A 24,980-nucleotide genomic window follows, 5' to 3' on the forward strand; every position below is an offset into this window, starting at 1 on the left:
AGGAAAGATTAATGAATCCATTAGAAATGACAGGTTTGGAAATGATGCAAGCATTTGCTCAAGGCTTAGTTCCTGAACCTGGGATCTCAAAAACAATGCCAATGAAGCCACTAGAAGTAGAACATGGACGCATCGTATTTACTGCAATTGCAGATGAAAGACATACCAATCCTTTAGGTGGCGTGCATGGTGGATTTGCTGCGACGGTTTTGGATTCTGTGACAGGTTGTGCAACACATACCGTTCTTGCTGCTGGAGAAGGGTATGGCACAACAGATCTGAATGTGAAAATGTGTCGTCCGTTGCCATTTAATAAGCAGTTAATTGCAGAAGGAAAGGTGATTAATGCGGGACGTAACTTAGTGATCTCTGAAGGTTATATTCGTGATGAAGAGGGAAAGCTTTATGCACATGCAACGGCAACCAACATGATTATTCGCCGTTAATTTATTTTTAAACATAAAAAAAGCAAAGCCGAAGCTTTGCTTTTTTTGATTTAATACTATTTAGATTTTGCTGATCAAATCATTAATTTGTTTTGCTTGTTCAGCAGCATTACCTGTATATGTCGCAGGCGTAAGTTCAGCTAAACGAGCACGTTCCTCAGCAGGAACCTGTAATAATTCATCGCCATTTACGAAGTTCACCATCATGTCGCGTGTCATTGCTTGACCACGAGTAAGGGCTTTTAATTTTTCGTATGGTTTTTCAACATTATAACGGCGCATTACTGTTTGAATCGGTTCAGCAAGAACTTCTTGTGCTTGGTCTAAATCTTCATTTAAACGGTTCGCATTGAGTTCAAGTTTACCGATCCCTTTTAAGCAAGCATCAAAAGCAATCAAGCTTTGTGCAAAACCAACACCCATATTGCGAAGAACAGTTGAGTCAGTTAAGTCACGCTGCCAACGAGAAACTGGAAGTTTTTCACCTAAGTGACCCAATACAGCATTGGCAATGCCCAAGTTACCTTCTGAGTTTTCGAAGTCGATAGGGTTCACTTTGTGTGGCATGGTTGAAGAACCAACTTCACCATCTTTTAATTTTTGTTTGAAGTAACCAAGAGAGATATAGCCCCAAACATCACGGTTAAAGTCGATCAAGATCGTGTTGTAACGGCGTAATGCATCAAACAATTCAGCCATATAATCATGTGGCTCAATTTGAGTTGTGTATGGGTTGAATGCTAAACCTAAAGATTCAACAAATGCCTGAGCATGTGCAGCCCAATCAATTTCAGGGTAAGCAGAAAGGTGAGCATTATAGTTACCTACAGCACCATTAATTTTACCAAGTAATTCTACGTTTTCGAATTGCTTGATTTGGCGCGCTAAACGATAAGCAACGTTAGCCATTTCTTTACCCAACGTCGTAGGGCTAGCAGTTTGACCATGAGTACGAGATAACATTGGTTGTTCAGCATGAGTTGTTGCTAGAGCAGAAATCGCATTCAAAATTTGCTTCATGCTTGTAACTAAAACTTCACGACCATTTTTAAGCATTAAAGCATGAGACAAGTTGTTGATGTCTTCAGACGTACATGCAAAGTGAATAAATTCACCAGCATTTTTTAATTCATCAATGTTGGCAATTTTTTCTTTAAGGAAGTATTCAACTGCTTTTACATCGTGATTGGTGGTGCGTTCGATTTCTTTAATGCGATTTGCATCTTCTTCAGAGAAGTTGGTCACAATCGCATCTAGCGCTGCATTGGTTTCATTTGAGAATGGTGCAACTTCAATGATTTCTGCACGATTTGCAAGTGCTTGTAACCAACGCACTTCAACCGTGACACGAGCGTGGATTAAACCAAACTCAGACAAAAAAGGGCGTAGGGCATCGCATTTGCTAGCGTAACGTCCATCAAGTGGCGAGAGTGCGGTTAAAGCATTCATACAGATTCCTTAATTTTGGAATAAACATAAAAATAAAATCGTTGGCGCATCGGCTATACCACCTGATACTGCAAACGAGCGAGAGCTTGAATATCTTGCAATAATTTGCGTTTACTAAAGATCATACTCCACGAGCTGCCGCCAGATTGTTTCCATAAATGGGCCAGCTGTAAGCCTGTAAACAGGCAGGCTCGAATACGGTTGGTATGATTAATGTCTTTAAATGCTTCCGCATTACCACGGACTAAAATGCGCGGATTAATTTGGCCTGCGGTTTCAACATAGGTTTGTGCGAGGTTGGCAATAATGCTTGGATGCAAATAATTATTATCGAAAAAAGAGAGCTGTTTTAAGATTTTCTGTTGGGCAGTTTCAATAATTTTGACGTATTCAGGATTGCTGTAGACTTTCTTTTCCAGTTGCAATAAAGCCATTGCATAGGACATTGGCAACTTGGCAGTCGACATTTTTGGCACACGAGATTTCGGTGCAGTATTAAAAGGCTGGGTAATGCAGCCTTCTAAAGTTTTTAAACCAAGAGAAATGTCAGCAAGCTGATTAAAGAAATCGAGCGTTTGAGTCGCCTTATTTGAAGTCGGGCGGATGTTTAGGCTGGCCTTGATCAGTAATTCAAAATAAAAATTACCACTATCACCAATGCTTTGTTGACCCGCCATCGCTGTCATATGCGTTAGCTGAGTTGCCTGAAAGACTGCCGCCAATGCCAAAGCACGGTTTTGTCTAACATTCAACGCTTGAGTGTGCTGAAAGGGTAACTCGACCATGCTTCGCTTCCAATTTCCTTAAATAAAATCTGGTTCAGGTGCATTAGTATGGTGAATCACACCACCGCCTAAGCAAACCTCTCCTGAGTAGAACACGACGCTTTGTCCTGGAGTCACCGCACGTTGCGGTTCATCAAATTCAACACGCACACCATTTTCAGTCTGTTCATCGCGGTAGATTGTACACGCTTGATCAGGTTGGCGATAACGGGTTTTTGCTGTGCAACGGAAACCAGTCGTTGGAATATCCTGTTCGCCAGCCACCCAGTCAATCGACTCACTCCAAAGCTGTGTGCTTTGCATCAATGGATGTTCATGTCCTTGTCCAATCACCAGTCGGTTATTGGCAATATCCTTATGCAGCACGAACCATGCGCCTTCTTGCACATCTTTCATACCACCAATACCAATACCACCGCGTTGACCGAGCGTATAGTACATTAAGCCGTGGTGTTCACCAACTTCTTTACCTGACTCTAAAACAATTTTTCCAGCTTGCGCAGGGAGATATTGTTTAAGAAAATCAGTAAAGCGACGTTCACCGATAAAGCAGATTCCAGTCGAGTCTTTCTTTTTCGCTGTAGCTAAATCAAGTTCTTCTGCAATGCGGCGAACTTCTGGTTTTTCAATTTCACCAACAGGGAATAGGGTCTTGTTAATTTCACGACCATGCACTGCATGTAAGAAATAAGTCTGGTCTTTATTATTATCCACACCACGTAATAATGGTGCGTAGGTTTCACCACGAGAGTTTTGTGTGCTTGCACCGCGACGTGCATAGTGACCTGTTGCAATAAAATCTGCACCTAAAGTCATGGCATGGTCGAGGAACGCACGGAATTTAATTTCTTTATTACAGAGAATATCTGGGTTTGGTGTACGACCTGCTGCGTATTCAGCCAAGAAGTGTTCAAAGACACGATCCCAGTATTCCATGGCAAAGTTGGCGGTATGTAACTTAATGCCGATTTTATCTGCAACGGCTTGAGCATCCGCTAAATCTTCGAGTGCTGTGCAATATTCCGTTCCATCATCTTCTTCCCAGTTTTTCATGAAAAGACCTTCAACTTGATATCCTTGTTGAAGTAATAGCGCTGCAGAAACAGAAGAATCTACACCACCAGACATACCGACGATGACACGTTGTTGCATCTAATTAAGCATCCAAATGAGAAGTGAGTGAGGGAGAGAAAGGGTGCTCATAAATAAGCGATAAAGGATATTTTTTGCCAGCTTGGGCATCTTCAACAGCTTTTAAAACCAATGGGCTGCGCGCACGAGCAGATTCTTGCAGTTCTTCCAAATTCATCCAAACCGCACCGATAATGCCTGTATCCAGTTGCGCATTTTCTTCAACTGATGCGACATGTGCTAAAAAACAAAAACGATAATAAGTACGATCTGGGAACATTGGTGGGGTATAAGTATAGATTCCAAGCAAATGATCTATTTCAACATGATGACCTGTTTCTTCTAAGGTCTCACGGATCGCTGCTTCAATAATGGTTTCACCACATTCGACATGACCTGCTGGTTGGTTAAACACCGTGTGTACAAAGCCTTCGCTGTGTTCTTCAACAAACAAAAAACGTCCGTCTTTTTCGACAACAGTGGCAACTGTGACATGAGGTGTCCAAGCGGTCATAGAAAGCACCATGGTTTTAAAAAACGTATTCTACAAAATTTGGGGCGCGGTGGCTAGTTGATGTCGTTGAGCAATTTTCTTACTACCACTAAAAGTTATGTTTTTGTTGTAAACTTATGCATGAATCAATTAGTGTTTAATATAAATCTTATATTTTCCCCTATCTTTAGAAACGTATGCAGTCAATTTCAGCTATTTTCCTAGATGAACATCCAATTCATGGGTGTATTCATGACTCAAGTAATAATTTAAACCCATTTCCAATTCTTGCAATTGATGATGTGCCTCTAAACTTATGGGTGCATGAGAATACGAATATTTTTGAGCGAGCAGATAATTTGGTTCCAGCTCAAGGCTGGCTATATGACTTTGAGAGTGAGTTAGCATTAAGTCATGCTTGGAAACTTTTAACCCCCAATTTTTCTGAATATGGACCAACTTCTACAATTGTTCCACTTTTAGTTTGTCCTGATGATCTAGATTTGATATGTAGTGTCATTGTGGTTGAGCAAATTGTCACTGACATAGAAGTGAAATGGGTAAGGTTTGGTCAGGCTTTTGGAAATCTTCAAGATATCGTGACTTCTGTTCTTTGGGAACATCCTAAAACTACGCCAGAGTTAACATTTCAGTTTGCACAATTTGAACAGGCTATTAATGAATTAAAGGTTTTAGATAAGAAGTGGAGCAATGCTTAAAGTTAGTCATAAGATTTATTAACAAATAAATATAGGGTATTTATTAAATAAAAATAGACAGTGATGGTCTTTTTAATATATTCCTGCGTAGAGATATAAATATGATTCAAAAGGCATATCAGCCAATTTTAGAAGATCTAATCTCGGTTTTTACTAGAGAATTCATGACGGAGCTTGATAGCCTTTACGTTTATGGAAGTGTTGCGCAAGGAAAAGCGGTTGTTGGTCAGTCAGATTTAGATATATGTGTGGTCTTTAAGCATCAAATTGAGGATCTGGATCAAAAACTCGCTAACATAAAATCAAGCTTGATTACTAGTTACCCATTTATCCCAAAGATTGATATTGATGTTGGCTATTTAAAAGAGATCCTAGATCAACAGAATAGGAAGAGTTGGGGTGCATGGATTAAATTTTTTTGTACAGCTGTTTACGGCCAAGATTTAACCTGTTTTTTTCAAGATATAGAGATTGATAGAGAGGTAATTCAGGCAATTAACGAGGGACATTATGAAGAGATACACCGCTATTTTGATTGGTTAGAATTAAAAGAAAAGCCTCTAGAAGAGTTGAGCAATATAAAAAAATCTTTAATTAAAAGAATAATCCGATTGCTACCTTTAACCTTACAGCATGTTGAAAAGTGGCCATTAAGTTTAAACGACACCATTGATCAAGCAATACAGGTTTATCCTCAACAAAAAGATGAACTCTACTTCTTATTTAAAGAGCTTAATAACCCTAAGTCAATCGATGAGATCTCTCTTAATAGGCTAAGAGAGATTTATACTTGGGTAGAGGCTCATCTCGTTTAGTACTGTTTTTTTAGTTTAGTCGTGTGATTGATCTAAATAATTATCCTTCACTTTTACATAATTCTGCGCCGAATAAGGTAAAAATGCTTTTTCTTTATCTGTGAGAGGGCGGACTTGCTGGACAGGGCTACCCACATATAGATAACCGCTTTTTAAGACTTTACGTGGCGGTACTAAACTTCCAGCACCGATCATTACATCATCTTCAATGATCACATCATCTAAAATCACAGTATTAATGCCGATCAAGACACGATTACCAATCGTACAACCGTGTAATGTTACATGATGACCAATGGTCACATCCTCACCAATCACTAAAGGTGAACCATTTGGTTTAGATTGGTTTTTATGGCTGACATGCAACATACAATGATCTTGTACATTACTATTTTTGCCAATCTGAATTGAGTTTACGTCACCGCGAATCACGGCAAAAGGCCAGACAGAGACATTCTCAGCAAGTTTTACATCACCAATTACCACTGACATATCATCAATGTAACAACTTGAATCTATATCAGGTTTTTGGTCTAGATAAGGGCGAATGTTGTTTGACATAGCAGTATTCAATTGAAGATTTAACAGAATTATAAAATAAAAAAGCACTCAAGCTAAATAGCATGAGTGCTTGATTTCACTATTCTAAAATTAGAATAAGTTACTGAAGAACATTTTGATATGATCGATCATACGCGCAAAGAAACCAGCTTCTTCAACAGGTTTTAAAGCGACAAGTGGCTTCTCAGCAATCACTTTACCATCAAGGCTTGCAACTAATTTACCTACAACTTGACCTTTCGCTAAAGGCGCGTTCAATTTAGGTTGAACTACAAGTTGGGTTTTAATGTTATCCGCTCGACCTTTAGGCATCGTTACGCTGAAGTTCTCAGCTAAGCCAATTTGAACTTCATCTTCTTTACCAAACCAAACTTTGGCTTTAGCAAGTACTTGGTTTGCAGGTTGAACATTAACAGTTTCAAAGTTTGCAAAACCCCAAGCAAGTAAAGTACGTGTTTGGCTTGCACGCTCATTCATGCTTGGTGTGCCGAAGATGACAGAGATCAAACGCATTGGCCCACGTTTACTTGAAGTCGTTAAGCAATAACCAGCTTCATTTGTATGACCTGTTTTTAAGCCATCAACACTTGGGTCAGTGTAAAGTAGGGCATTACGGTTGCCTTGCTTAATACCATTAAAGGTAAATTCTTTTTCTGAATAAATTGGGTAATATTTTGAACTGTCTTTGATAATGTGCTGAGCAAGAACAGCCATGTCTTTCGCAGTAGAATAATGACCATCAGCAGGCATACCTGTCGAGTTGATGAAGTTTGTATTCACCATACCAACACGTTTTGCTTCTTGGTTCATCATATAAGCAAAAGTACCTTCATTCCCTGCAATGTGTTCAGCCATTGCTTTAGACGCATCGTTACCTGACTGAATAATGATGCCGCGTAACATTTCTAGAACTGTTGCAGTGCCATTTAATGGAACATACATACATGATTCAGAACTGCTACCACGACACCACGCAGATTCATTCATGCGTACTTTTTCGTCTTCAGTTAATTCACCCTTCAAAAGTTTCTGCTCAATGATGTAGCTTGTCATCATTTTAGTCATTGAGGCAGGCGCAAGTTTTTCATTTTCGTTTTTTGCAGCGAGAATCTGTCCAGTCTCATAGTCCATGAGTACATAGGATTTATTATTTAATTCTGGTGGAGCAGATAGGACAGTTGCTGCATAAGAAAAGCTTGGCAAAAGTAGTAATGCAGCAAGAGCGCTTTTTTGAGTCATTCTAAGTGGTTCCAATATCTTGTGTGAAGCAGTAGAGCCTAGCATTTTAGGATAAAGCAAAGCCGACTTCTATGGGCGAAGTCGGCTTTTTCATACAGTATTGTAACGAATCGGTTACTTAGAATAATAATTCCGAACATCATCGCAGATTTGGCGATTATCTTCTTCAGAAGCTGCCTTTGCATCTGCACGTGCTTCTTTTAAGGCAGCTTGGAAATCTTTGCTTTTTGCGCGTTTATTGAGGACTTCAACAGCATTTGGATCGTTGTTTAAATAAGCTTTAACTAAGTTTTCATAAGCTTTATTAAACTTGAGATCTTTTCCGATTAATTTAGGGCAAGTCTCAGAAATGACATAGATCGCAGCAAGCTCTTGAGGCGTGACGCTGTCAGTTGTTGGAGTAACTTCAATTTTCTCAGTCTCAGACTTTTTGTCAGCTGCAAAAACTGTAGGAGATAAAGTGCTAGACACGATGAGAAATGATAAACCTAGTGTTTTAAAAACATTTTTCTTCATAAGAAACCAAACTCAAAACAAGACTTAAAGAATTTGAATAACTTATAGCATAAAGTAAATTAAAAATTGTATCTTTGCTGTAGGAACCATGGAGAAAATGTGGTTTTAAATTTTCATAATCTCAGACATTGCAACGATGCTGAGATTAAATTGTACATAGCTTTATAAGCTTTAGTTTTTCTAATCTATCTAAATAGAGATGAATTTACTTTACGTATTATTATAAAAGTGGATGCGGTTAATAGAACTGTCCTCTAAATAACTAAGTTAGATAAAAAGACGAGTGAAAATAACAACTTTCTATCGAACAGGAGTAATAAAATGAAGACAAAATTCACAGGTGGTATTGATATCGCCCTTAAACTTCCACCACATCAATTTGAAGAAACAGTCGTATTCTATCGCGATGTGATTGGCCTTAAACAAATTACAGAAAAAGGCACAGCAATAGGTTTTGAATTTGGCCCTGTCAATTTATGGATTGATGTTGCATCGGGAATGAGTCAGGCTGAGCTTTGGCTTGAACTATTTACTGATAATTTTTCTGAAGCTGCTGAATATTTGAGAGACGCTGGGGTAGTGCGTTGTGATGCGATTGAACCTTTAGCTGAAGGTTTTCGAGGAGGTTGGATTAGTAGCCCAGCCAATATTGTTCATATGGTTCGTGAACCTGATGCATGGTAGTTTTTTTAGTAGCGCCAGTATTCATGTTATCGACAGATTAGGTATGTGGTTTTAAAGTGCCATATTTTAAAACCACATTGATGCTTTTAGAGGATTACTCTTCGTAATTCAATACATCTTCACAAACTGATTTTTGCTCAGCTTGGCCGACTTCTTTTGCTGCTTGACGCGCATCTGTCAGTAGATTTTGGAACTCGCTATCTTTTTGCAAGCTGTCTAAAGTCGTGGACTTATTTGAGTAGTTACTTAAATAAGAATTAACAATTTTCTTAATATTTTGATCAAACTTTGCATTTTTACCAATAATGCTTGGACACATTTCGATCAGTACTTGTGCATTCGCGATATCATCTTTAATCAATGCATCCGCTTCAGCTGCTGAAACTGCCTCGTCAGCAAAAACCGTTGGTGCAGTAAGAAGTGCGAAACTCACCCCAAAAACTCGAATAAAATTAGATAAATGTCTCATAGTTACTTAAATTTCTAATACTAAGAAGTAATAAATATATATAATTCAATGAATAATTCAATTGAAAAAACTCAGCAGTAATATTTGAAGAGATAGGATTTTAGTGAATATTTTAATTGCAAATGATGATGGTGTTTTCGCTCCTGGTATTCAGGCTTTAGCACATGCTTTGAAACCTTTAGGTCGAGTGGTTGTAGTTGCACCTGAAAGCGAGCGCAGTGGCTTTTCAAGTGCTTTAACGCTTGATCGTCCTTTACGTCCAGTACAAATTTCGGAAGATGTCTGGGCGGTAAATGGTACACCAGCAGACTGTGTTTATTTATCTATGAATGGTCTGTTTGATTTTGAATTTGACTTAGTCGTGAGTGGTATCAATAGCGGTGCTAACTTAGGCGATGACGTTTTATATTCAGGTACCGTAGGCGCTGCATTTGAAGGCCGTTTAATGAAACATCCAGCAATTGCAGTCTCATTATCTGGTTCAAATGTACGTTCTTATGAACACCCTCAAGCATATGCACAAGCAGCAAAATGGGTGCATGATTTTATTGCTAAAGGTCTACCTATTTTACCGCCGCGTCATATTTTCAATATTAATATTCCTGATGTTGAAGAAATCAAAGGTGCTCAAATTACTTATCAAGGGCGTAGAGCACAGTCAAAACCGATCACTAGCCATGTAGACCCGCGTGGTCGACAAGTTTATTGGATTGGACTCGCAGGTGAAGCTGTAACAGAACCTCAACCCGCTTCGAGTCACATTCAATCTGATTTCTTTGCGGTATCGAATGGATATGTCAGTATTACGCCGATTCAGATGGATGCAACAAATTATGCTGTGCTTGATGATTTACATGCTCTTGTAAATGGTTAGCGGTGGCTCTGTTATAACTTTGTGAATATAGAATGTGAAAACTCGTTTTTTTTCACTATTTTGGTACTCTAGGGCCGAAATAAATTAAGCTTTTTTAAGATGGGGGTGAAGATGCACTTAAACCAAGTCTCGATTTTTCTATCACAGAAGATGATTAAAACAATCGTATTGTCTATGGCGGTAGCAACAACGGCGGCTATTGTGACTGGTTGTGCATCTAAACCGCAAATCCACGGCGGAACGCGTTTTGCTCAAGCTCCAAATTATTACACTGTAAAATCAGGTGATACATTGAGTGGCATTGCAAATCGTTATGGAATGAACTATCTCGATATTGCTGCGCTTAACGATATTGCACCGCCTTATCGAATTTATGTAAACCAATCTTTACGTTTGAAAGGTTCAGCATCTAAACGTACAACATCAACGCAGACGATTACTCAAACTGCGCCGATTCAACGTCAGAGCATTCAGTTGCCTACGCAACAGCCTGTAGCACCGAAACCTGTGGTTCCAGTCGTTCCTGTAAATCCAACTTCATCGAATCTAGCTTCAAACCTACGTTGGGTTAAACCATCAAATGGCCCTGTGATTCAGACATTTAATTTGGCGAGTAATGTCAAAGGAACACGTTACGGTGGAAATGAAGGTGATCCAGTATTTGCTGCCGCCAATGGTCAGGTTGTTTATGCTGCCGATGGTCTAAAAGAATATGGGAACTTAGTGTTGGTTAAGCATATTGATGGCTATATCACAGCGTATGCACATAACAGCAAAATGCTCGTGAAGAGTGGTGATAACGTTACCGCTGGTCAGAAAATCGCTGAAATGGGTTCTTCAGGTGCGACTCGCGTGATGCTGGAATTCCAAGTTCGTTTAGATGGTAAACCAGTCAATCCAACTACAGTTTTACCAAATTAATTTTTCTTTTTGGCAAAACAAACTTTCAACAAATTGTTAATAATCACTGGTCTAAGACTAGACTTCTCTGTATACTCTTATAGATTGCTTTAATTAGAACAATAAGCATATAAATAAATAGAGGGAAGTCTATGTTAGATCAATTGCGTGCAATGGGGGTCTTTGCGTGTGTTGTAGAGAAAAGTTCTTTCAGTGGTGCAGCGAGAGAATTAGGAATTACAACAAGTGCAGTCAGTCAACAAATCCGTTCTTTAGAACAAGAAATGGATGTCACTTTATTACATCGTTCAACGCGTAAGCTTAGTCTTACTGAAGCAGGGCAAGCATTCTTTTTAAGTTGTCAAGAAATGCTCGCAGCGGCTGAACGAGGTAAAATTCGTATTAATGAGTTACGTGATGATCTGGTGGGTGATTTACGAATCTCGACTACACCTGAGTTAGGTGCATTACATGTTATCCCAGCACTTTCTCATTGGATGTCAGCGCATAAGGGCTTGGCAATTCATTTTGAAGCAGATCATCGTTATATCGACTTAATTGAAGAGCGTATTGATATCGCTGTTAGAATGAGTCTAAAAATGGATGATCATAATCTAACAGCAGTTCCACTGGCTCGTGTCGATCAAGTATTGGTTGCTTCGCCAAGCTATCTGAATCAATCTTTGCCAATTACAAGACCTGAAGACTTACGTCATCATGAGTTGCTTCCAGTAACGTTAATGCAAAATTATCAACATTTTGCATTTCGTCATGGGTTGAGTGGTGAAGTGGTGAATGTAGATATGAAAACACGTTTGGGTACAAATAACGTTTTTGTCGCAAAGTCACTCTGCCAACAAGGACATGGTATTGCACGTATTCTTTATATGGATATACAAAAAGAGCTAATCAATGGTTCATTGGTCGAGGTCTTGCCTGACTGGCACATGCCATCTTATACCTTGCATGCTTTAACGTCTAAACGTGAACAATATCCAATGAAAGTGCATCGTTGTATTGATGCGTTAAAGCAATATTTTGCACAACTCCCTGGAGGCCGTTCCTTGCAAGGGGTAGCCTAACAAAAAAGCCATGTTCCGAGGAACATGGCTTTTTCTTTTAACGATGTTTCTTTTTACTGAGAGGTTTTAGCGTTTTAGCCTCAGCAAGAGCTTCCTCAGAAGCTTTGGTATCGGCTTCATCTTTTTTAGACCTCTTACGTTTTTTCTTTTTCTTTGGTTCATCCTCTTCTACAGCTTCACCATCTTCTATCGCTTGCCAGTACTCAAGTTGTTCCATCACCGCAGCATAGATTGAGTTTTTGCTGTAACGACCCTTTTTATCAAGTGTTCCTACTGGACGAGCCATTAAAATTTCTAAAGCTTGATCAATGGTGTCAATCGCATGTACGTGGAATTGCCCACTTTCAACGGCATCAATAACATCTTGACGTAACATGAGGTGTTGCATGTTTTGACGAGGAATGATGACACCTTGTTTACCTGTGAGTCCTTGCAGCTTACAAGCATCGTAGAAGCCTTCAATTTTGGCATTTACGCCACCAATTGGCTGAACTTGTCCTAATTGGTTCATTGATCCAGTAATTGCCCAAGATTGATCAATTGGAATCTGACAAATCGCAGAAATGAGTGCAGAAAGTTCAGCTACAGTTGCACTATCACCATCCACTTGTCCATAACTTTGCTCAAAAGCTAATGCTGCTGAGAAGTGCAGAATTTGTTCACGACCAAAGTGTGCTTTAAGGAAGCTCGACATGAGCAATACCCCTTTAGCATGTAATGAACCACCTAGCTCGACACTACGTTCGATATCTAAGATATCACCACCACCTTGATAAACTGAGGCAGTAAGGCGAGAAGGTAAGCCAAATTCGACATCAGCATAGTGAATTACAGATAGAGCATTAATTTGACCTAGACGATGACCTGAGGTTTCTATCAGTTGAGTACCGCGAGATAAATCTTGCCAGTAAAGCTCTCGTAAATATCCTAAGCGATATTGGCGATGATGGAGAGCTTGATTCACATGCTGATCCGTTACGATTTTATCGCCACTTTTGAAAGCATGATGATGTGCTTCACGGATTAAATCACCCAGCGTAGACGCATGTAATGAAAGTGAACTTTGATCTTCTGCTTGGCGACTTGAATCGGTGAGCAAAGCGGCTAAAGCCGAACGATCAAATGGAAGTAACTTATCTGCTTGTACGTAGTCTGCAATCAACTGCATATATGCTTGTTCATTACTGTCGTTACGTTGTAATGTATCAGTGAAATCAGCACGAATTTTGAAAACACTACCGAGTTCAGGCTCAACTTCTAAAATTTCATAATAGATTTCAGGTTCAGCAAGAAGTATGACTTTGAGATCTAAAGGAACAGAAGCAGGTTCAATTGAAATACTGCCAGTTAATGTCAGCATATGTTCAAGCGAAGAAAGCTTAAGTTGCCCTGATTTAAGTGCACGTTTTAAACCTTGCCAAGCATAAGGTTGTTCAAGCAAATGCTCAGCCTCAAGCATGAGGAAGCCACCATTCGCTTGATGTAATGAACCCGGACGGATTAAGGTAAAGTCTGTCGTGATCGTACCATTATGAGTAAGCTGTTCAACATGCCCAAGTAAGTTATAGTGAGTTGGGAAATCCTCAAAAATAACAGGCGCACCACTATTTGGTTTATTCGATACGATGACATTGGCTTGATAACGAGAAGGGACCCGATTAAATAAAGCGGGCGTAAAGTCATCCTCTTCCTGTTCTAAAATCAGTTCAACATTATCGATAATGTCATCTGCATATTGTTTAAGAAATTGCTCTAAACCTTTAACTTCTTTGTTTTTGTTTAGAATCAGGTCAACACGCGGCATAACCACTTGAGTCGCAATTTCTCGATTAAGGCTAGACACTTGATCTCGCGCATCATCTTCCAAATCACCAAGATGTAGACCAAGTCGGTCTAATTTTTTTTCCATATAGCGAATATTGGAGGTGATCTCAGCGCGTTCTTTATTGCTAAGCGTATCAATATCTTCTTGCGTCAACTCATGATATTCATCATCTCGAAGCTGCATTGGAATGAAGACATGTTTGTCATTACGAGAAATAAGCTTAAGGTCTAGATCTTCACCTTCTTTAGTCAGTTCAACCAATGCTTGTTGTTGAACTTCACCTGTCGCTTGGCGAATACGTTCGATACGATTGTGATAACTTTCAGCGCTAAAGCGACGTTCGAGCTGTTTTAAAATAACCTGCCATGCTTGTTGTAAAGCATTTTGAAATTTTGTCCCTTGTCCAGCAGGGAAGCGTAGAGCAATCGGTTGTCTTGGATTTTTGAAGTTATTGACATATACCCAATCATCTGGAGTTTGCATGGTCTTGGCATGTTGCTGTAACAAACGTTTAATCATTGTGCGTTTGCCTAGCCCTGCTGTACCGACTGCAAATATGTTGTAGCCAGAATAAGGTAAAGAAATACCAGCCTCAACAGACGCGCGTGCACGATCTTGCCCAAGAAAATTATTGAGCGGTTTGATACGTCTAGTCGAGCTTGGAATTTCTAATAAATCTGGAATATGTGTCAGTTGTTCTGATTTTAAAGCTGTTTTAATTAGTGTTGGTTTGATTTCCGTCTGTTCAAAAGCGCTTGGGAATGAATTAAGTGTTGCTGTAATCGTGTTTGTTGGTGTTGATGATAAAGCTGTTGCAGTCATTTGATCGAGTTTTTGGGTCATTGCTATCCAACAAATAAACGTTAGTTGAGGGTTTGGTCATTTGATATTCCAGATATGCTTATATGACTGACAAAAACTTGCTTTATTTTTGAACTAGGTTGCAAGCATATTTGAAGTATCAATCGACTCTCTTAAAGGTATACAGTTTTAGGTCTAAAGATCAAGCGAACTTGTGTTTTTTATCGACAAAACAAAACAATGGTTGCATAAAGCAACTTGCAAGCAATCACAAGAAACGATTGAATAAGCACATTCACGCATATTCATGGAAAATAATAAGCAATGACGACTCAAGCCTCTGGTTGGGCAGCTGCATTTAAAGCTTTTTTAGATCGCCGTGCTCTGATTATGTTATTTCTTGGTTTCTCTGCGGGGATACCAATTCTATTGATTTTTTCTAGCTTATCATTGTGGCTAGGTGAGGCTGGTATTGATAAAAGTGCAGTGACTTTTTTTAGTTGGGCTGCATTAGGGTATTCATTTAAATTTGTTTGGGCGCCATTGATTGATGAGTTACCTGTACCATTTTTGACGAAGTTGTTAGGTCGTCGACGTGCTTGGCTGTTAATTGCACAGTGTTTAATTATCTGTGCCATTTGTGTTATGGCCTTTTCTGATCCAGCGCTTGGGCAAAGCTATTTAATTCAAATGGCGGCTGGTGCAGTTTTACTTGGTTTCTCTGCTGCTACTCAAGACATTGTGATTGATGCCTATCGTATTGAGCTTGCTGAAACAGAAATGCAGACAGTGTTAGCTTCAACATACAATGCAGGTTATCGAATTGGGATGATTGTTGCTGGGGCTGGGGCATTATTCTTAGCAGCCTATTTGGGTACAGCAAAAGGTAATTATATTTACGAGGCTTGGAAATATACTTACTTAGCGATGGCAGCCGTGATGGCAATCGGTATCATCACCACACTCAGTATCCTTGAACCTCAGGTTAATCGCGTTTATAAGCATTATAAAACCACAGATTATTACCGCTTGGTCTTTGTTTTCTTTATTGCTGTTGCAACTTTTGTCTGTTGTTATATTTATTCGGATGACATTATTCAGTATTTGCAAACCCAATGGAAAATCAATGACAGCATCCTGAAATTTTTGATGGAAGCAGTTCGTTTTCTCAGTTCAGGTGCTGGTGCTATTTTTGTCGCTTCTTTATTAATTAAACTAGGTGTAGTGAATAAGCAAATGGCGCATGAAACATGGGTTGCGCCGATTTTAGATTTCTTTAAACGGTATGGTGTTAAGCTTGCACTTGTACTTTTATTGCTGATCGGTTTCTTCCGTATTTCAGACATTATTGCGGGTGTAATCTCGAATGTGTTCTATCAAGATTTAAATTTCAGTAAAGAGCAAATTGCTGAAGCGGTTAAAATTTATGGTGTTTTATTCAGTTTGGTTGGTGGTTTCTTAGGTGGCTTATTAGCACAACGCATGAATATTATGAAGCTCATGTTTGTTGGTGCAGTTTTAGCGAGTTCGACCAATTTGATTTTTATTGGTCTAGTAAAGTCTGGTAAGCCGCTTGATCAAGTTGAATTGCAAATCGGGGATAAACATTATCAAGTAAAAACTGATGAAGTCGGATATTGGAAATTACAAGTACCGAATCAAGAATTGTTAAATGCTCACTCGGTACAAGTAAGCACTCAATATCAAAATCAGGCTGACTCAAAAATCAAACTTGAAGTTCCATATTTAATTGAAACAACGCAGCCCCAAATTCAATTGTTGCCAATTAGCAGTGATGATCAGCTAACCGCAAATGAATTGAAGCAAAGTTTGGTTGTCAAAGGACAGTTGGCTAATGTATCCATAACAGATTTAGATGCTGATAGACCTGTTGTCTTAAAGTTAGATGGGCAAGAGTTTGTCGCAAAAGTTGATCAGAGTGGCTTATTTAATGGTGTAATTGATGGTAAGGCTTTACAAGTATCATCAACTAGAACAATTACAGCTTTAGCGAATTTGACAAATAATAACGGCAATCAGTTATTGGCTACGCGACAATATCAAATCAATACAACAGCTCCAGCGAACTCTGCTTTGGATATTGACATTCAACCCGTTGCGGTCATAAGTCCTGATCAGCAAGGTTCAGTCGAGCTTTCAGGTAAAGTCATCAAAACCTATAGTTCCTTATGGCTTTACATGGCCATCATTATGGATAATTTAGCTTCTGGTTTGGCTGGTGCCGCATTTATTGCATTTTTATCGAGTTTAACCAGTGTTTCATTTACAGCGGTTCAGTATGCCATTTTCAGCTCATTAATGACCTTAACACCAAAACTGTTAGGCGGTTATTCGGGCACAATTGTCAGCAATATTGGTTATCCGAATTTCTTTTTGATGACAACTTTAATTGGTATACCTATTTTAATTCTCGTGGTTTGGGTTGCTAAACTTTTACGTGACCATGAGAACCAAACAACACAACAGGCAGGTGAATAAATATGCGCATGTTACATACGATGCTACGAGTAGGCAATTTAGAGCAATCTTTAAAGTTCTATACTGAAGTGCTTGGTATGAAATTGCTACGCAAACGTGATTATGAAGAAGGGCGTTTTACTTTGGCTTTTGTTGGTTATGGCGACGAAGAAAACAATACGGTGCTTGAACTCACCCATAACTGGGATACATCTAGTTATGAATTAGGTAATGCATACGGACATATTGCGATTGGTGTTGATGATGCTTATAAAGCATGTGAAGAGATCAAGGCGCGTGGTGGTAAAGTTGTGCGTGAAGCTGGACCAATGAAAGGTGGCGTAACGGTAATAGCATTCGTTGAAGATCCTGATGGTTACAAGGTTGAATTAATTCAACAGGATAAAAATGCACGTAATAACTAATTTGAATTCATCTTAAGCTGAAGAATTCTCATTTAAAAGCGCTAGCATTATTTATATAGCCCAGTATGATGTGTTGATCAAATGGTCAACAATATTATATTGGGCTTTATCATAATTAGTGGATGAATAGGAAAAAGTTATGTTGAAACTTTTGGCATTGGATCGCTTTACAATATTCTTGGTTGCGATGGTGTTACTCGCAACATTTCTGCCTGTTTCAGGCCAACTAGCATCCTATTTCAATATTTTAACGACCGCTGCAATCGCAATACTTTTCTTCTTACATGGTGCGAAGCTTTCTCGAGAAGCGGTTGTGGAAGGCATGTTACATTGGAAAATGCATGCTTTAGTTTTTGCTTTTACCTTTCTTATTTTTCCCATGATCGGATTACTTGCTAAACCAATTTTAGAGCCACTTTTAGGCCAGCAGCTTTATTGGGGCTTCTTGTTTATGTGCTTTTTGCCATCAACAGTGCAGTCTTCAATCGCCTTTACGTCAATTGCAAAAGGTAATGTCGCTGGGGCGGTGTGTAGTGCTTCTTTCTCTAATATCATCGGTATGTTTATTACACCGATTTTAGTGAGTTATTTCATTTTAGGTCAGAGCCAACATGGTTTTGACCCAACAAAATCTATTATTCAAATTACTTTATTGCTGTTAGTTCCTTTCATTTTGGGACAATTATTAAGACCTTATATTTTCCCATTGATGGTAAAAGTGCCAAGCTTAGTGAAAGCATTTGATCAAGGCTCAATTCTGATGGTGGTATACGGTGCATTTAGCAGCGCTGTTGTAGCTGGTCTATGGCATCAAGTGAATGGGATCACTTTGCTTTATCTGGTACTTGCTTGTTCAGTCCTTTTAACGATTGTGATGTTGCTTGCTTTATATCTACCGAAATGGCTGGGTTTTAATCGTGCTGATCAAGTGACGATTTTCTTTTGTAGCTCTAAAAAAACTTTAGCGAGTGGTGTACCCATGGCGCAAATTTTATTTATTGGCCAACCATTAGGTATGATTGTTTTACCTATCATGATTTTCCACCAAATCCAGTTAATGGTGTGTGGTGTGATTGCGAATCATTGGGCAAAACCGAAGCAAGAATAGTTCGCATAATTTGATTTGTTGGCGTATAATGCTCGCCACTTGTTGGCTTTGCTCTGATCTTAAAGGTCTCGGTGGGTCAAAAGAAATGGTCTGTTATGGTGTTGGTCTGCAAGTTGAATAACTTTGCTTTCCTCATTTTGAGAGTGATCAATTGCGATAACAGCTTAAGCCTTTCTTGTTAATTAGGAGCATCGACCATGCGCGCCGATATTCACCCAAAATACGAAAAATTAGTTGCTACTTGTTCATGTGGTAACGTAATCGAAACTAAATCTGCTCTTGGTAAAGAAACTCTTTATCTTGACGTATGTTCAGCTTGCCACCCATTCTATACTGGTAAACAAAAGAATGTGGACACTGGCGGTCGTATCGACAAGTTCAAACAACGTTTCTCTGGTATGTCACGTTCTATCAAACGTTAATATCGAGAAAGAAAAAACGGGCAATTTGCCCGTTTTTTTGTGCCTTTTAATTGACCCTCTTTTTAAAAAAAGAGGGTTGAGGCTGATTTTTATTGGTCTTGTACGTCAGTCAAGCGGTCAAGTTTCTTTTGGAAATAATTACCTTGTAAGAAACGCGCTTCAACATTCCATGCATTCGCAAAAAGATTCATATCATTCAGATCAATTAAGAGAATTTCTACAGATTTTATTCCTATGAAATGTAGAATTTTTTCTTGCAGCGTAGCCATATCTTTATCTGAAGCCAATTGTTTGGTTAGCTTATTATCGAAGCTCAAATATTGTGTATCAATCTGATTGAGGATGGATTCGCTATACAGTGAATTACCAAAGTTACGGATAGAAATTTCAGCACCGTGTTGACGAAGTAAAGCGATTTGAGGTTGTGCTTGAGATAAATTCTGTTGTAAAGCCAATTCTGAGAACTGAAGAATTAATGGATGTGCTTGTTTACTTCCAATAATGGTGAGTAATTTTGCAATTAATTCAGGTAGTTTCTTGTCAGTCAACAAAATATGATGATTGAGGTTAACAACGAGCTTGGCTTTCGGATATTGGGTAATGAAGTTGTGTAATTGCTTACATGCCTCAACCAAGATCCAGCGATCTAATTGTACAGATAACTCAGGATCATCTTTTAAATCACCAAGATCATTTAAATCCTGCCACTGATTGTTATGAATAAACCCACCAGTGACTTCATAGGTATGCGTATATTGATCTTGTTTGTCATAGAGCTGCTGATATTTCAGATGAATATCGCCAGCATCAAGTTTTTGTTTTAACTCTTGTAATAATGTTAATTGAACAGCCTTTGGAATATGTTCTGTTGTAAGACCAATGTCAGCATCAATTTTTGGTGTATTCAATGTTGGTAATTGTGATGAGAATGCTTTCGTCAGAATTTGTTCGAATGCAGTTTCATCACTAATCTGTTTTGGAAGTTCGCTATATCCCAGTTTCAACTGTAAAGGGAAGGTGTATTGTTCAGTCGCTAGCAATTGCGGCTTTTGTAGACTGTTTAAACCAATCAGTAGCGAATCTAAAACTTCTTTTGATTCGGCTTGTAGTAAACCTGCATGAAGTGATTTTTCAATCTGATAAATAGGAATATTTACTTGCTCTTTAATGAAGTTTTGAATGTTTGAAAAATACGCTTTAGTTCCACGCCAGTCATTTTGGAAAACCTCATTTGGGCAGTGATTTAAACTAAATAAAACTAAAGCATTTACATTCGCTGGGTGGTTGGTTAAATGGCGATTAATTTGTTGTAAGGCAGTATTTAGACTTGAAACTTTCTCTGCCACGACTGGTGCAGCTGAACTAGTAGGTGTTGATATACTAATTGATGAACCACATTCGATATTGAGTTGAATTTCATCTTCATCGCCAGAAGGAATAAACTCGACTTGCAAAGGATTATTCTTGACAGTTGGATTTTGAGTATGAAGTTCAAAACGCCCATGCTCAAATTGACCTTGTGAAATCTTTTTAAAGCGGAGTTTAAATTGAGCTAAATCTTCTGGTTGTAAAACGTCAAGAATTGGTAAACCAATCAGATCATCTTCGCTGTTGAAGCCAAATAAATTTGCATATTCTGCATTGGCACTCATGTGAATACCTTCTTGCAAAAGAGCAACGGCTTTGTGGCTCTCAGCAGCTAAGGATTGTGCTTGAGTTTGTGCGGCCTCTAATTCATTCAATAAACGATGTTCAGCTTGAACTAAACGACTGTATGAGAGGGCACGAACAATACTGATATAGAACGCTTCAGGTGCTTTTAGGTTTAAGACATCGTAAATGCCTTTATGAATGTAGCTTTGATATTGATCAGCACTGTAATTTTCTGGCTCTAATAATAAAACGGGCAAGCTTGGCTGAGCTGATGCTTGAATTAAGGACAGTGTTTGTTCAATTTTTAAATCGTAGGCACGCCCAAAAATGACAATGTCCCAAGGTAAGTTGAGTTGTTTTTCAAAAGCTTTGAAGTCATCTAGTAGTGTTGCTTTCACCTGATGATCTTGTGAGGCAAATATTTCTAAGACTTGATTATAACGGAGTTGGTTATCATCAATAATTAATAAGCGTGTTTCTGTACGTTTTAACTTTTTAGAGAGTAAAGAATTTCTCACTTCAATGCTTCCCATAGATCTTGATCATTTGTATCCATATTATTTTGTGCCATGAATTTTTGTAGAACAGGCTGTTCTTCATCATTCAATAGTTCAAAATCAAATTGAATAAAGCTCTGGGTAATTAGTTGTGCCGTTAATAAATACACTTTTACTTCCTCTTTCCCCAATCGTAAATGAACAGCTTGCTGTTCTCTAAAAATTTGTGAACCTGGTAAAATTAAAGTTGTTTTTGTTTCATCCAAATTTTGGTTTTTTAATAAAAGTGCTGGATGATAGTTACTTACATGACGATCAGATTGGATACGTACGGCGCATGGGAATATCTCTTGCGCCAATACTTCTAAACCTAACTCTAAACTTTTTTCAGTTGATTGCTTTAACCAACGAATTACACCTCCACGCCAATGCCCATGAGATGTTTCTTTCACAAGAATATATTCACCTGTTCTTAAGTTTTTAGGTGCTTCTCCTGACCATTTAATACGGTAACCGTTAACACTAATATCAAGAATATCAGCTTGATAAACAGCCTTACTTTCTCTGCTTAGTCTTTGAATAGAGGACTCTTGGTTGCCTGAAGACTCTTTTTTATCCCATGTCGATAAAAACTTAGATTCACTTTGTAAGCCATACCCATGTTCAAGCATTAATGTTTCTGAGAAATTTTTTGCTTTCGATAAGTAAAAGTGAGCGGTCAGTAAACCAAAGCAAATATGAAGCTGAGCTGAATATTCATATCGTTCGTGGCGTCGTTCAGCAGTTGTGCCTAAAATGGTTTGTACGTGGAACTTTAATGCAGGTGTTAGATAAATTTTCTCATTCTTGGAAATATATTCTGCATTTTTATGTAAAGTCGCAGTAACGTGTTCAAGTAAACCGTGAGTACTGATGAAAATATTTGGATTAAAACCAGAACTTTGCTTTTTATTATAAATCGGTGGGTGATCTTTGCTTGTATCAACGACATACTTGGTTAAATCAGTTTCTTTTGGTAATAACTGAACCATTTTGGCCCAGTCAAAACTACATTGAAATAAGGCTTGAATTTCTGATTGGCGTATTTGATTGGTATTAAAAATATCCATCAAAATCAGTTGAGCATATGCCTGACTGATATTGTTTAAACTTGGCTTACCTGAGGTCTGTTCTATGTTGGTATGCTGATATTTGTGCGTAATCGCTGCATCATAAAGTTGATGTGCAATGAGCCACTGGCCAGCAACAGGCTCACTATAGAGCATATGTTGTTGATATAAGAGTTGAGTGAGTTGCTGTAAAGCTTGAAATGTGGCGAGTGTTCTTGCTGTTTGTAGATTTTTTTTCTGATTGAGCGCAAAGATTGAAAACTTTTGATGATCTATTTGATCATTACTACGTCGTACAATATTGATGTAAATTGCAGCGAAGTAGCAACGCAACAACATAGCTAATTCAATAATGTGTTCATTGCGATCTGAGCTAATCACACCTTGATTAAAAAAGTTTTTCTCAAGGCTGCCTAAGACGTTTTCTATCGTTGGATGAAGTGTTTGGATCAAATCGAAACGTAGCGTCTCAGGGCAGTCTAATTCACTTAATTCTAACAGTGCTGCAAACAAGGCTTTAGACGTGTCGCCTAATTGCATGATGGAGAGTGTTGAAATCCATTCGTTAATACTTTTGGTATTTGCATCACAAAAGCTGAGTTTGTCCCGTGTGAGAACAGTTGGAATTTGAAAAATATCCGAAAATGCATTATTCATCATTGTAATCAATCTCAGAACGTTTGAACCCCAAAAAGCGGTGTTTTATTTTTTTCGCCCGCAATTTCCCTGACGAGTTTAGGGACTAAATATCCCGGCAAACTCGCTAATACATCACTATATATTTGATCTATCTTTGAAGAATCTAAATCAAAGTGCTGAGCACTTTTTACTTTATCCAATACATGTAAGTAATAAGGCATTACTCGTGCATCAAATAAACGAAGACTTAATTCATTCAAAGTTTCTGCAGAATCATTCACACCTTTGAGTAAAACTGCCTGATTTAGCACTGTTATATGATGTAGTGATAACTGTAATAACTTTGAGCAGGTGAAGTCATCAAGTTCAGCTGCATGATTTGAGTGTACCACCACTACAATGCGTAGCCTACTGTTTTTTAATATAGAAATCAGTTCGTCGTCGATCCGATTTGGAATAACAATAGGAACTCGTGAATGAATTCTCAATATTTTGATCTGGGGGAGAGATGCTAGACGTTCTAACCATAACGCTATTTTTCGATTATTCAGCGTTAATGGATCTCCACCACTTAAAATCACTTCATTAATACGCGTATTTTGTTCAATATACTGCTTAATATTTTCCCAATCATCATTTTTAGGTAGATTTTCTTGGTAAGGGAAATGACGGCGAAAGCAATAACGACAGTGAATCGCACATGCCCCAGTCAAGGTAAGCAAAAAGCGTGATTGATATTTATGCAAAACGCCAGCCATTTGGTTTGCGGCTTCCTCACCTAAAGGGTCGGTGACAAACTCAGGATGTTCTTCAAGTTCCAAATGGTGGGGGAGTACTTGTAGAAGTAATGGATCGAGAGGATCGCGGATGTTCATTTTTCCGACGAATGCACGAGGTACGCGTAATTTAAACTGTTCAGAGGCAAGGATTGCACCTGATAATAGCTGATCGGTGGATAGCTCAAGTAAATTTAACAGCTCTAGAGGATCAGTAATTAGGTCACTGAGTTGTGATTGCCAGTTTTGCTCTTGATGTAAATAGTTTATCATGCCATACGTTAAAATAGTGTTAGCCGAAGCTGTGCGCCCAGTCTAACATTAATAGATTTGAGTTTTAAGTTTGGAGTGCGCCTTTCATGGCCTATTATTCTACAAATGATTTTAAAGCAGGCCTTAAGGTTATGCTTGATGGCAACCCATGTTCAATCATGGAAAATGAATATGTAAAACCAGGTAAGGGTCAAGCGTTTAACCGTGTGAAATTACGTAACCTTCGTTCTGGTAAAGTATTAGAAAAAACATTTAAGTCAGGTGACTCTTTAGAAGCAGCTGATATTGTAGAAGTTGAAATGGATTACCTCTACAACGATGGCGAAATGTGGAACTTCATGGATCCTGTATCTTTTGAGCAAATCGCTGCTGACAAAACAGCAATGGGCGATGCTGCAAAATGGTTAAAAGACGATTCAAATGAAAAATGTACAATTATGTTATTCAATGGTGTGCCTTTAACAGTAAGCCCGCCGAACTTCGTTGTACTTAAAATCGTTGAGACTGATCCAGGTGTTCGTGGTGATACTTCAGGCGGTGGCGGTAAGCCTGCGAAACTTGAAACAGGTGCTGTGGTACGTGTTCCATTATTCGTACAGCAAGAAGAAAGCGTTCGTGTAGACACTCGTACTGGTGACTATTTAGAGCGTGCATAATCGTTAAACACAAAGTATACGATTATCGAAGGGATGATGAAGAATCATCCCTTTTTTTATGCCAAAGTATTAGATAAATCATTTTTTATAACAGGTAAGCTAACAAAGATATTTCTTCTACAGAAAATATAGAAAGGGAAATCACAATAACCACA

24 protein-coding genes are annotated in these 24,980 nt (G+C 38.5%); 12 read left to right on the forward strand and 12 right to left on the reverse strand.

Annotated features, from left to right (window positions below; translation table 11 throughout):
• The first annotated feature begins 11 nt into the window (after nucleotides 1–11).
• Nucleotides 12–446, forward strand: a complete 435-nt coding sequence (locus tag ACF8D3_RS03085) for a PaaI family thioesterase (protein ID WP_392470072.1) — start codon at nucleotides 12–14, stop codon at nucleotides 444–446.
• Nucleotides 447–506: 60 nt separating this feature from the next.
• Here ACF8D3_RS03085 and purB read toward each other — a convergent pair whose 3' ends face one another.
• From purB to ACF8D3_RS03105, 4 genes are read right to left on the reverse strand one after another with little or no spacing between them, the layout of a single operon-like run.
• Nucleotides 507–1,895, reverse strand: coding sequence for an adenylosuccinate lyase (gene purB, locus ACF8D3_RS03090; RefSeq protein WP_392470074.1), 1,389 nt, complete (start codon nucleotides 1,893–1,895; stop codon nucleotides 507–509).
• A gap of 53 nt (nucleotides 1,896–1,948) precedes the next feature.
• Nucleotides 1,949–2,680 (reverse strand): high frequency lysogenization protein HflD, encoded by a 732-nt coding sequence (hflD, locus tag ACF8D3_RS03095; RefSeq protein ID WP_004770483.1) that lies wholly within the window; start codon nucleotides 2,678–2,680, stop codon nucleotides 1,949–1,951.
• 18 nt (nucleotides 2,681–2,698) lie between these two features.
• Nucleotides 2,699–3,832 (reverse strand): tRNA 2-thiouridine(34) synthase MnmA, encoded by a 1,134-nt coding sequence (gene mnmA / locus ACF8D3_RS03100; RefSeq protein ID WP_392470076.1) that lies wholly within the window; start codon nucleotides 3,830–3,832, stop codon nucleotides 2,699–2,701.
• Between the two features lie 4 nt (nucleotides 3,833–3,836).
• Nucleotides 3,837–4,325: an NUDIX hydrolase gene (locus ACF8D3_RS03105; protein WP_061397771.1), complete on the reverse strand. Its 489-nt coding sequence runs from the start codon at nucleotides 4,323–4,325 to the stop codon at nucleotides 3,837–3,839.
• Nucleotides 4,326–4,501: 176 nt separating this feature from the next.
• On the opposite strand from ACF8D3_RS03105, the gene ACF8D3_RS03110 reads away from it, so the two are divergent.
• Entirely contained in the window at nucleotides 4,502–5,023 is a 522-nt protein-coding gene (locus tag ACF8D3_RS03110) for a hypothetical protein (RefSeq protein ID WP_392470078.1), read from the forward strand.
• A gap of 101 nt (nucleotides 5,024–5,124) precedes the next feature.
• Complete coding sequence (locus ACF8D3_RS03115; RefSeq protein ID WP_392470080.1) at nucleotides 5,125–5,838, forward strand: nucleotidyltransferase domain-containing protein; 714 nt, start codon at nucleotides 5,125–5,127, stop codon at nucleotides 5,836–5,838.
• A 15-nt stretch (nucleotides 5,839–5,853) separates the two neighbouring features.
• Here the strand turns inward: ACF8D3_RS03115 and ACF8D3_RS03120 are convergent, their stop codons facing one another.
• From ACF8D3_RS03120 to ACF8D3_RS03130, 3 genes are all read right to left on the reverse strand, one after another.
• The gene (locus ACF8D3_RS03120) at nucleotides 5,854–6,399 is read right to left on the reverse strand and encodes a gamma carbonic anhydrase family protein (RefSeq protein ID WP_392470082.1); all 546 of its coding nucleotides are present in this window, start codon (nucleotides 6,397–6,399) and stop codon (nucleotides 5,854–5,856) included.
• A 90-nt stretch (nucleotides 6,400–6,489) separates the two neighbouring features.
• Nucleotides 6,490–7,638 (reverse strand): D-alanyl-D-alanine carboxypeptidase PBP5/6, encoded by a 1,149-nt coding sequence (gene dacC / locus ACF8D3_RS03125; protein WP_004880516.1) that lies wholly within the window; start codon nucleotides 7,636–7,638, stop codon nucleotides 6,490–6,492.
• Nucleotides 7,639–7,752: 114 nt separating this feature from the next.
• Nucleotides 7,753–8,154 carry an MCR_0457 family protein gene (locus ACF8D3_RS03130; RefSeq protein ID WP_392470085.1) on the reverse strand — a complete coding sequence of 134 codons (402 nt, stop codon included), beginning with the start codon at nucleotides 8,152–8,154 and terminating at the stop codon, nucleotides 7,753–7,755.
• A gap of 321 nt (nucleotides 8,155–8,475) precedes the next feature.
• Between ACF8D3_RS03130 and ACF8D3_RS03135 the strand changes: the two genes are divergently transcribed.
• Nucleotides 8,476–8,838: a VOC family protein gene (locus ACF8D3_RS03135; RefSeq protein ID WP_392470086.1), complete on the forward strand. Its 363-nt coding sequence runs from the start codon at nucleotides 8,476–8,478 to the stop codon at nucleotides 8,836–8,838.
• Nucleotides 8,839–8,932: 94 nt separating this feature from the next.
• Here the strand turns inward: ACF8D3_RS03135 and ACF8D3_RS03140 are convergent, their stop codons facing one another.
• Nucleotides 8,933–9,307, reverse strand: coding sequence for an MCR_0457 family protein (locus ACF8D3_RS03140; RefSeq protein ID WP_004880510.1), 375 nt, complete (start codon nucleotides 9,305–9,307; stop codon nucleotides 8,933–8,935).
• Nucleotides 9,308–9,410: 103 nt separating this feature from the next.
• Between ACF8D3_RS03140 and surE the strand changes: the two genes are divergently transcribed.
• From surE to ACF8D3_RS03155, 3 genes are all read left to right on the forward strand, one after another.
• Complete coding sequence (gene surE / locus ACF8D3_RS03145; protein WP_007483729.1) at nucleotides 9,411–10,181, forward strand: 5'/3'-nucleotidase SurE; 771 nt, start codon at nucleotides 9,411–9,413, stop codon at nucleotides 10,179–10,181.
• A 111-nt stretch (nucleotides 10,182–10,292) separates the two neighbouring features.
• Nucleotides 10,293–11,102 (forward strand): peptidoglycan DD-metalloendopeptidase family protein, encoded by an 810-nt coding sequence (locus ACF8D3_RS03150; protein WP_061397775.1) that lies wholly within the window; start codon nucleotides 10,293–10,295, stop codon nucleotides 11,100–11,102.
• Between the two features lie 131 nt (nucleotides 11,103–11,233).
• Nucleotides 11,234–12,163: a LysR family transcriptional regulator gene (locus ACF8D3_RS03155; protein WP_004880504.1), complete on the forward strand. Its 930-nt coding sequence runs from the start codon at nucleotides 11,234–11,236 to the stop codon at nucleotides 12,161–12,163.
• 37 nt (nucleotides 12,164–12,200) lie between these two features.
• Here the strand turns inward: ACF8D3_RS03155 and ACF8D3_RS03160 are convergent, their stop codons facing one another.
• Nucleotides 12,201–14,831 carry a Lon protease family protein gene (locus ACF8D3_RS03160; protein ID WP_392470092.1) on the reverse strand — a complete coding sequence of 877 codons (2,631 nt, stop codon included), beginning with the start codon at nucleotides 14,829–14,831 and terminating at the stop codon, nucleotides 12,201–12,203.
• Nucleotides 14,832–15,113: 282 nt separating this feature from the next.
• On the opposite strand from ACF8D3_RS03160, the gene ACF8D3_RS03165 reads away from it, so the two are divergent.
• From ACF8D3_RS03165 to rpmE, 4 genes are all read left to right on the forward strand, one after another.
• Nucleotides 15,114–17,288 (forward strand): AmpG family muropeptide MFS transporter, encoded by a 2,175-nt coding sequence (locus ACF8D3_RS03165; protein ID WP_392470094.1) that lies wholly within the window; start codon nucleotides 15,114–15,116, stop codon nucleotides 17,286–17,288.
• A 2-nt stretch (nucleotides 17,289–17,290) separates the two neighbouring features.
• Nucleotides 17,291–17,692, forward strand: coding sequence for a lactoylglutathione lyase (gene gloA / locus ACF8D3_RS03170; protein ID WP_007483719.1), 402 nt, complete (start codon nucleotides 17,291–17,293; stop codon nucleotides 17,690–17,692).
• 139 nt (nucleotides 17,693–17,831) lie between these two features.
• The gene (locus ACF8D3_RS03175; protein ID WP_061392970.1) at nucleotides 17,832–18,800 is read left to right on the forward strand and encodes a bile acid:sodium symporter family protein; all 969 of its coding nucleotides are present in this window, start codon (nucleotides 17,832–17,834) and stop codon (nucleotides 18,798–18,800) included.
• A 197-nt stretch (nucleotides 18,801–18,997) separates the two neighbouring features.
• Complete coding sequence (gene rpmE, locus ACF8D3_RS03180; protein WP_004880497.1) at nucleotides 18,998–19,222, forward strand: 50S ribosomal protein L31; 225 nt, start codon at nucleotides 18,998–19,000, stop codon at nucleotides 19,220–19,222.
• A gap of 89 nt (nucleotides 19,223–19,311) precedes the next feature.
• On the opposite strand, the gene ACF8D3_RS03185 is transcribed toward rpmE, so the two are convergent.
• From ACF8D3_RS03185 to epmB, 3 genes are read right to left on the reverse strand one after another with little or no spacing between them, the layout of a single operon-like run.
• A complete protein-coding gene (locus ACF8D3_RS03185; protein WP_061392971.1) occupies nucleotides 19,312–21,408 on the reverse strand; it encodes an EAL domain-containing protein in 2,097 nt (698 codons plus the stop codon).
• Nucleotides 21,390–23,141 (reverse strand): hypothetical protein, encoded by a 1,752-nt coding sequence (locus ACF8D3_RS03190; protein WP_061392972.1) that lies wholly within the window; start codon nucleotides 23,139–23,141, stop codon nucleotides 21,390–21,392. Before ACF8D3_RS03190 ends, ACF8D3_RS03185 begins: the two co-directional genes overlap by 19 nt.
• A gap of 11 nt (nucleotides 23,142–23,152) precedes the next feature.
• Nucleotides 23,153–24,169 (reverse strand): EF-P beta-lysylation protein EpmB, encoded by a 1,017-nt coding sequence (gene epmB, locus ACF8D3_RS03195; protein ID WP_392470099.1) that lies wholly within the window; start codon nucleotides 24,167–24,169, stop codon nucleotides 23,153–23,155.
• Between the two features lie 86 nt (nucleotides 24,170–24,255).
• Between epmB and efp the strand changes: the two genes are divergently transcribed.
• Nucleotides 24,256–24,825: an elongation factor P gene (efp, locus tag ACF8D3_RS03200; protein ID WP_004652839.1), complete on the forward strand. Its 570-nt coding sequence runs from the start codon at nucleotides 24,256–24,258 to the stop codon at nucleotides 24,823–24,825.
• The last annotated feature ends 155 nt before the right edge of the window (nucleotides 24,826–24,980 follow it).

Source organism: Acinetobacter sp. YQ_14, assembly GCF_043102985.1.
GTDB lineage: Bacteria > Pseudomonadota > Gammaproteobacteria > Pseudomonadales > Moraxellaceae > Acinetobacter > Acinetobacter venetianus.

Coding starts and splice junctions, on each gene's coding strand:
- ACF8D3_RS03160 (WP_392470092.1), bottom strand. CDS start 14,831: ATGACCCAAAAACTCGATCAAATGACTGCAACAGCTTTATCATCAACA.
- ACF8D3_RS03175 (WP_061392970.1), top strand. CDS start 17,832: ATGTTGAAACTTTTGGCATTGGATCGCTTTACAATATTCTTGGTTGCG.
- ACF8D3_RS03130 (WP_392470085.1), bottom strand. CDS start 8,154: ATGAAGAAAAATGTTTTTAAAACACTAGGTTTATCATTTCTCATCGTG.
- efp (WP_004652839.1), top strand. CDS start 24,256: ATGGCCTATTATTCTACAAATGATTTTAAAGCAGGCCTTAAGGTTATG.
- ACF8D3_RS03140 (WP_004880510.1), bottom strand. CDS start 9,307: ATGAGACATTTATCTAATTTTATTCGAGTTTTTGGGGTGAGTTTCGCA.
- rpmE (WP_004880497.1), top strand. CDS start 18,998: ATGCGCGCCGATATTCACCCAAAATACGAAAAATTAGTTGCTACTTGT.
- ACF8D3_RS03135 (WP_392470086.1), top strand. CDS start 8,476: ATGAAGACAAAATTCACAGGTGGTATTGATATCGCCCTTAAACTTCCA.
- gloA (WP_007483719.1), top strand. CDS start 17,291: ATGCGCATGTTACATACGATGCTACGAGTAGGCAATTTAGAGCAATCT.
- ACF8D3_RS03155 (WP_004880504.1), top strand. CDS start 11,234: ATGTTAGATCAATTGCGTGCAATGGGGGTCTTTGCGTGTGTTGTAGAG.
- ACF8D3_RS03120 (WP_392470082.1), bottom strand. CDS start 6,399: ATGTCAAACAACATTCGCCCTTATCTAGACCAAAAACCTGATATAGAT.
- mnmA (WP_392470076.1), bottom strand. CDS start 3,832: ATGCAACAACGTGTCATCGTCGGTATGTCTGGTGGTGTAGATTCTTCT.
- ACF8D3_RS03185 (WP_061392971.1), bottom strand. CDS start 21,408: ATGGGAAGCATTGAAGTGAGAAATTCTTTACTCTCTAAAAAGTTAAAA.
- purB (WP_392470074.1), bottom strand. CDS start 1,895: ATGAATGCTTTAACCGCACTCTCGCCACTTGATGGACGTTACGCTAGC.
- ACF8D3_RS03105 (WP_061397771.1), bottom strand. CDS start 4,325: ATGACCGCTTGGACACCTCATGTCACAGTTGCCACTGTTGTCGAAAAA.
- hflD (WP_004770483.1), bottom strand. CDS start 2,680: ATGGTCGAGTTACCCTTTCAGCACACTCAAGCGTTGAATGTTAGACAA.
- ACF8D3_RS03165 (WP_392470094.1), top strand. CDS start 15,114: ATGACGACTCAAGCCTCTGGTTGGGCAGCTGCATTTAAAGCTTTTTTA.
- ACF8D3_RS03150 (WP_061397775.1), top strand. CDS start 10,293: ATGCACTTAAACCAAGTCTCGATTTTTCTATCACAGAAGATGATTAAA.
- dacC (WP_004880516.1), bottom strand. CDS start 7,638: ATGACTCAAAAAAGCGCTCTTGCTGCATTACTACTTTTGCCAAGCTTT.
- ACF8D3_RS03190 (WP_061392972.1), bottom strand. CDS start 23,141: ATGATGAATAATGCATTTTCGGATATTTTTCAAATTCCAACTGTTCTC.
- epmB (WP_392470099.1), bottom strand. CDS start 24,169: ATGATAAACTATTTACATCAAGAGCAAAACTGGCAATCACAACTCAGT.
- ACF8D3_RS03085 (WP_392470072.1), top strand. CDS start 12: ATGAATCCATTAGAAATGACAGGTTTGGAAATGATGCAAGCATTTGCT.
- ACF8D3_RS03115 (WP_392470080.1), top strand. CDS start 5,125: ATGATTCAAAAGGCATATCAGCCAATTTTAGAAGATCTAATCTCGGTT.
- ACF8D3_RS03110 (WP_392470078.1), top strand. CDS start 4,502: ATGCAGTCAATTTCAGCTATTTTCCTAGATGAACATCCAATTCATGGG.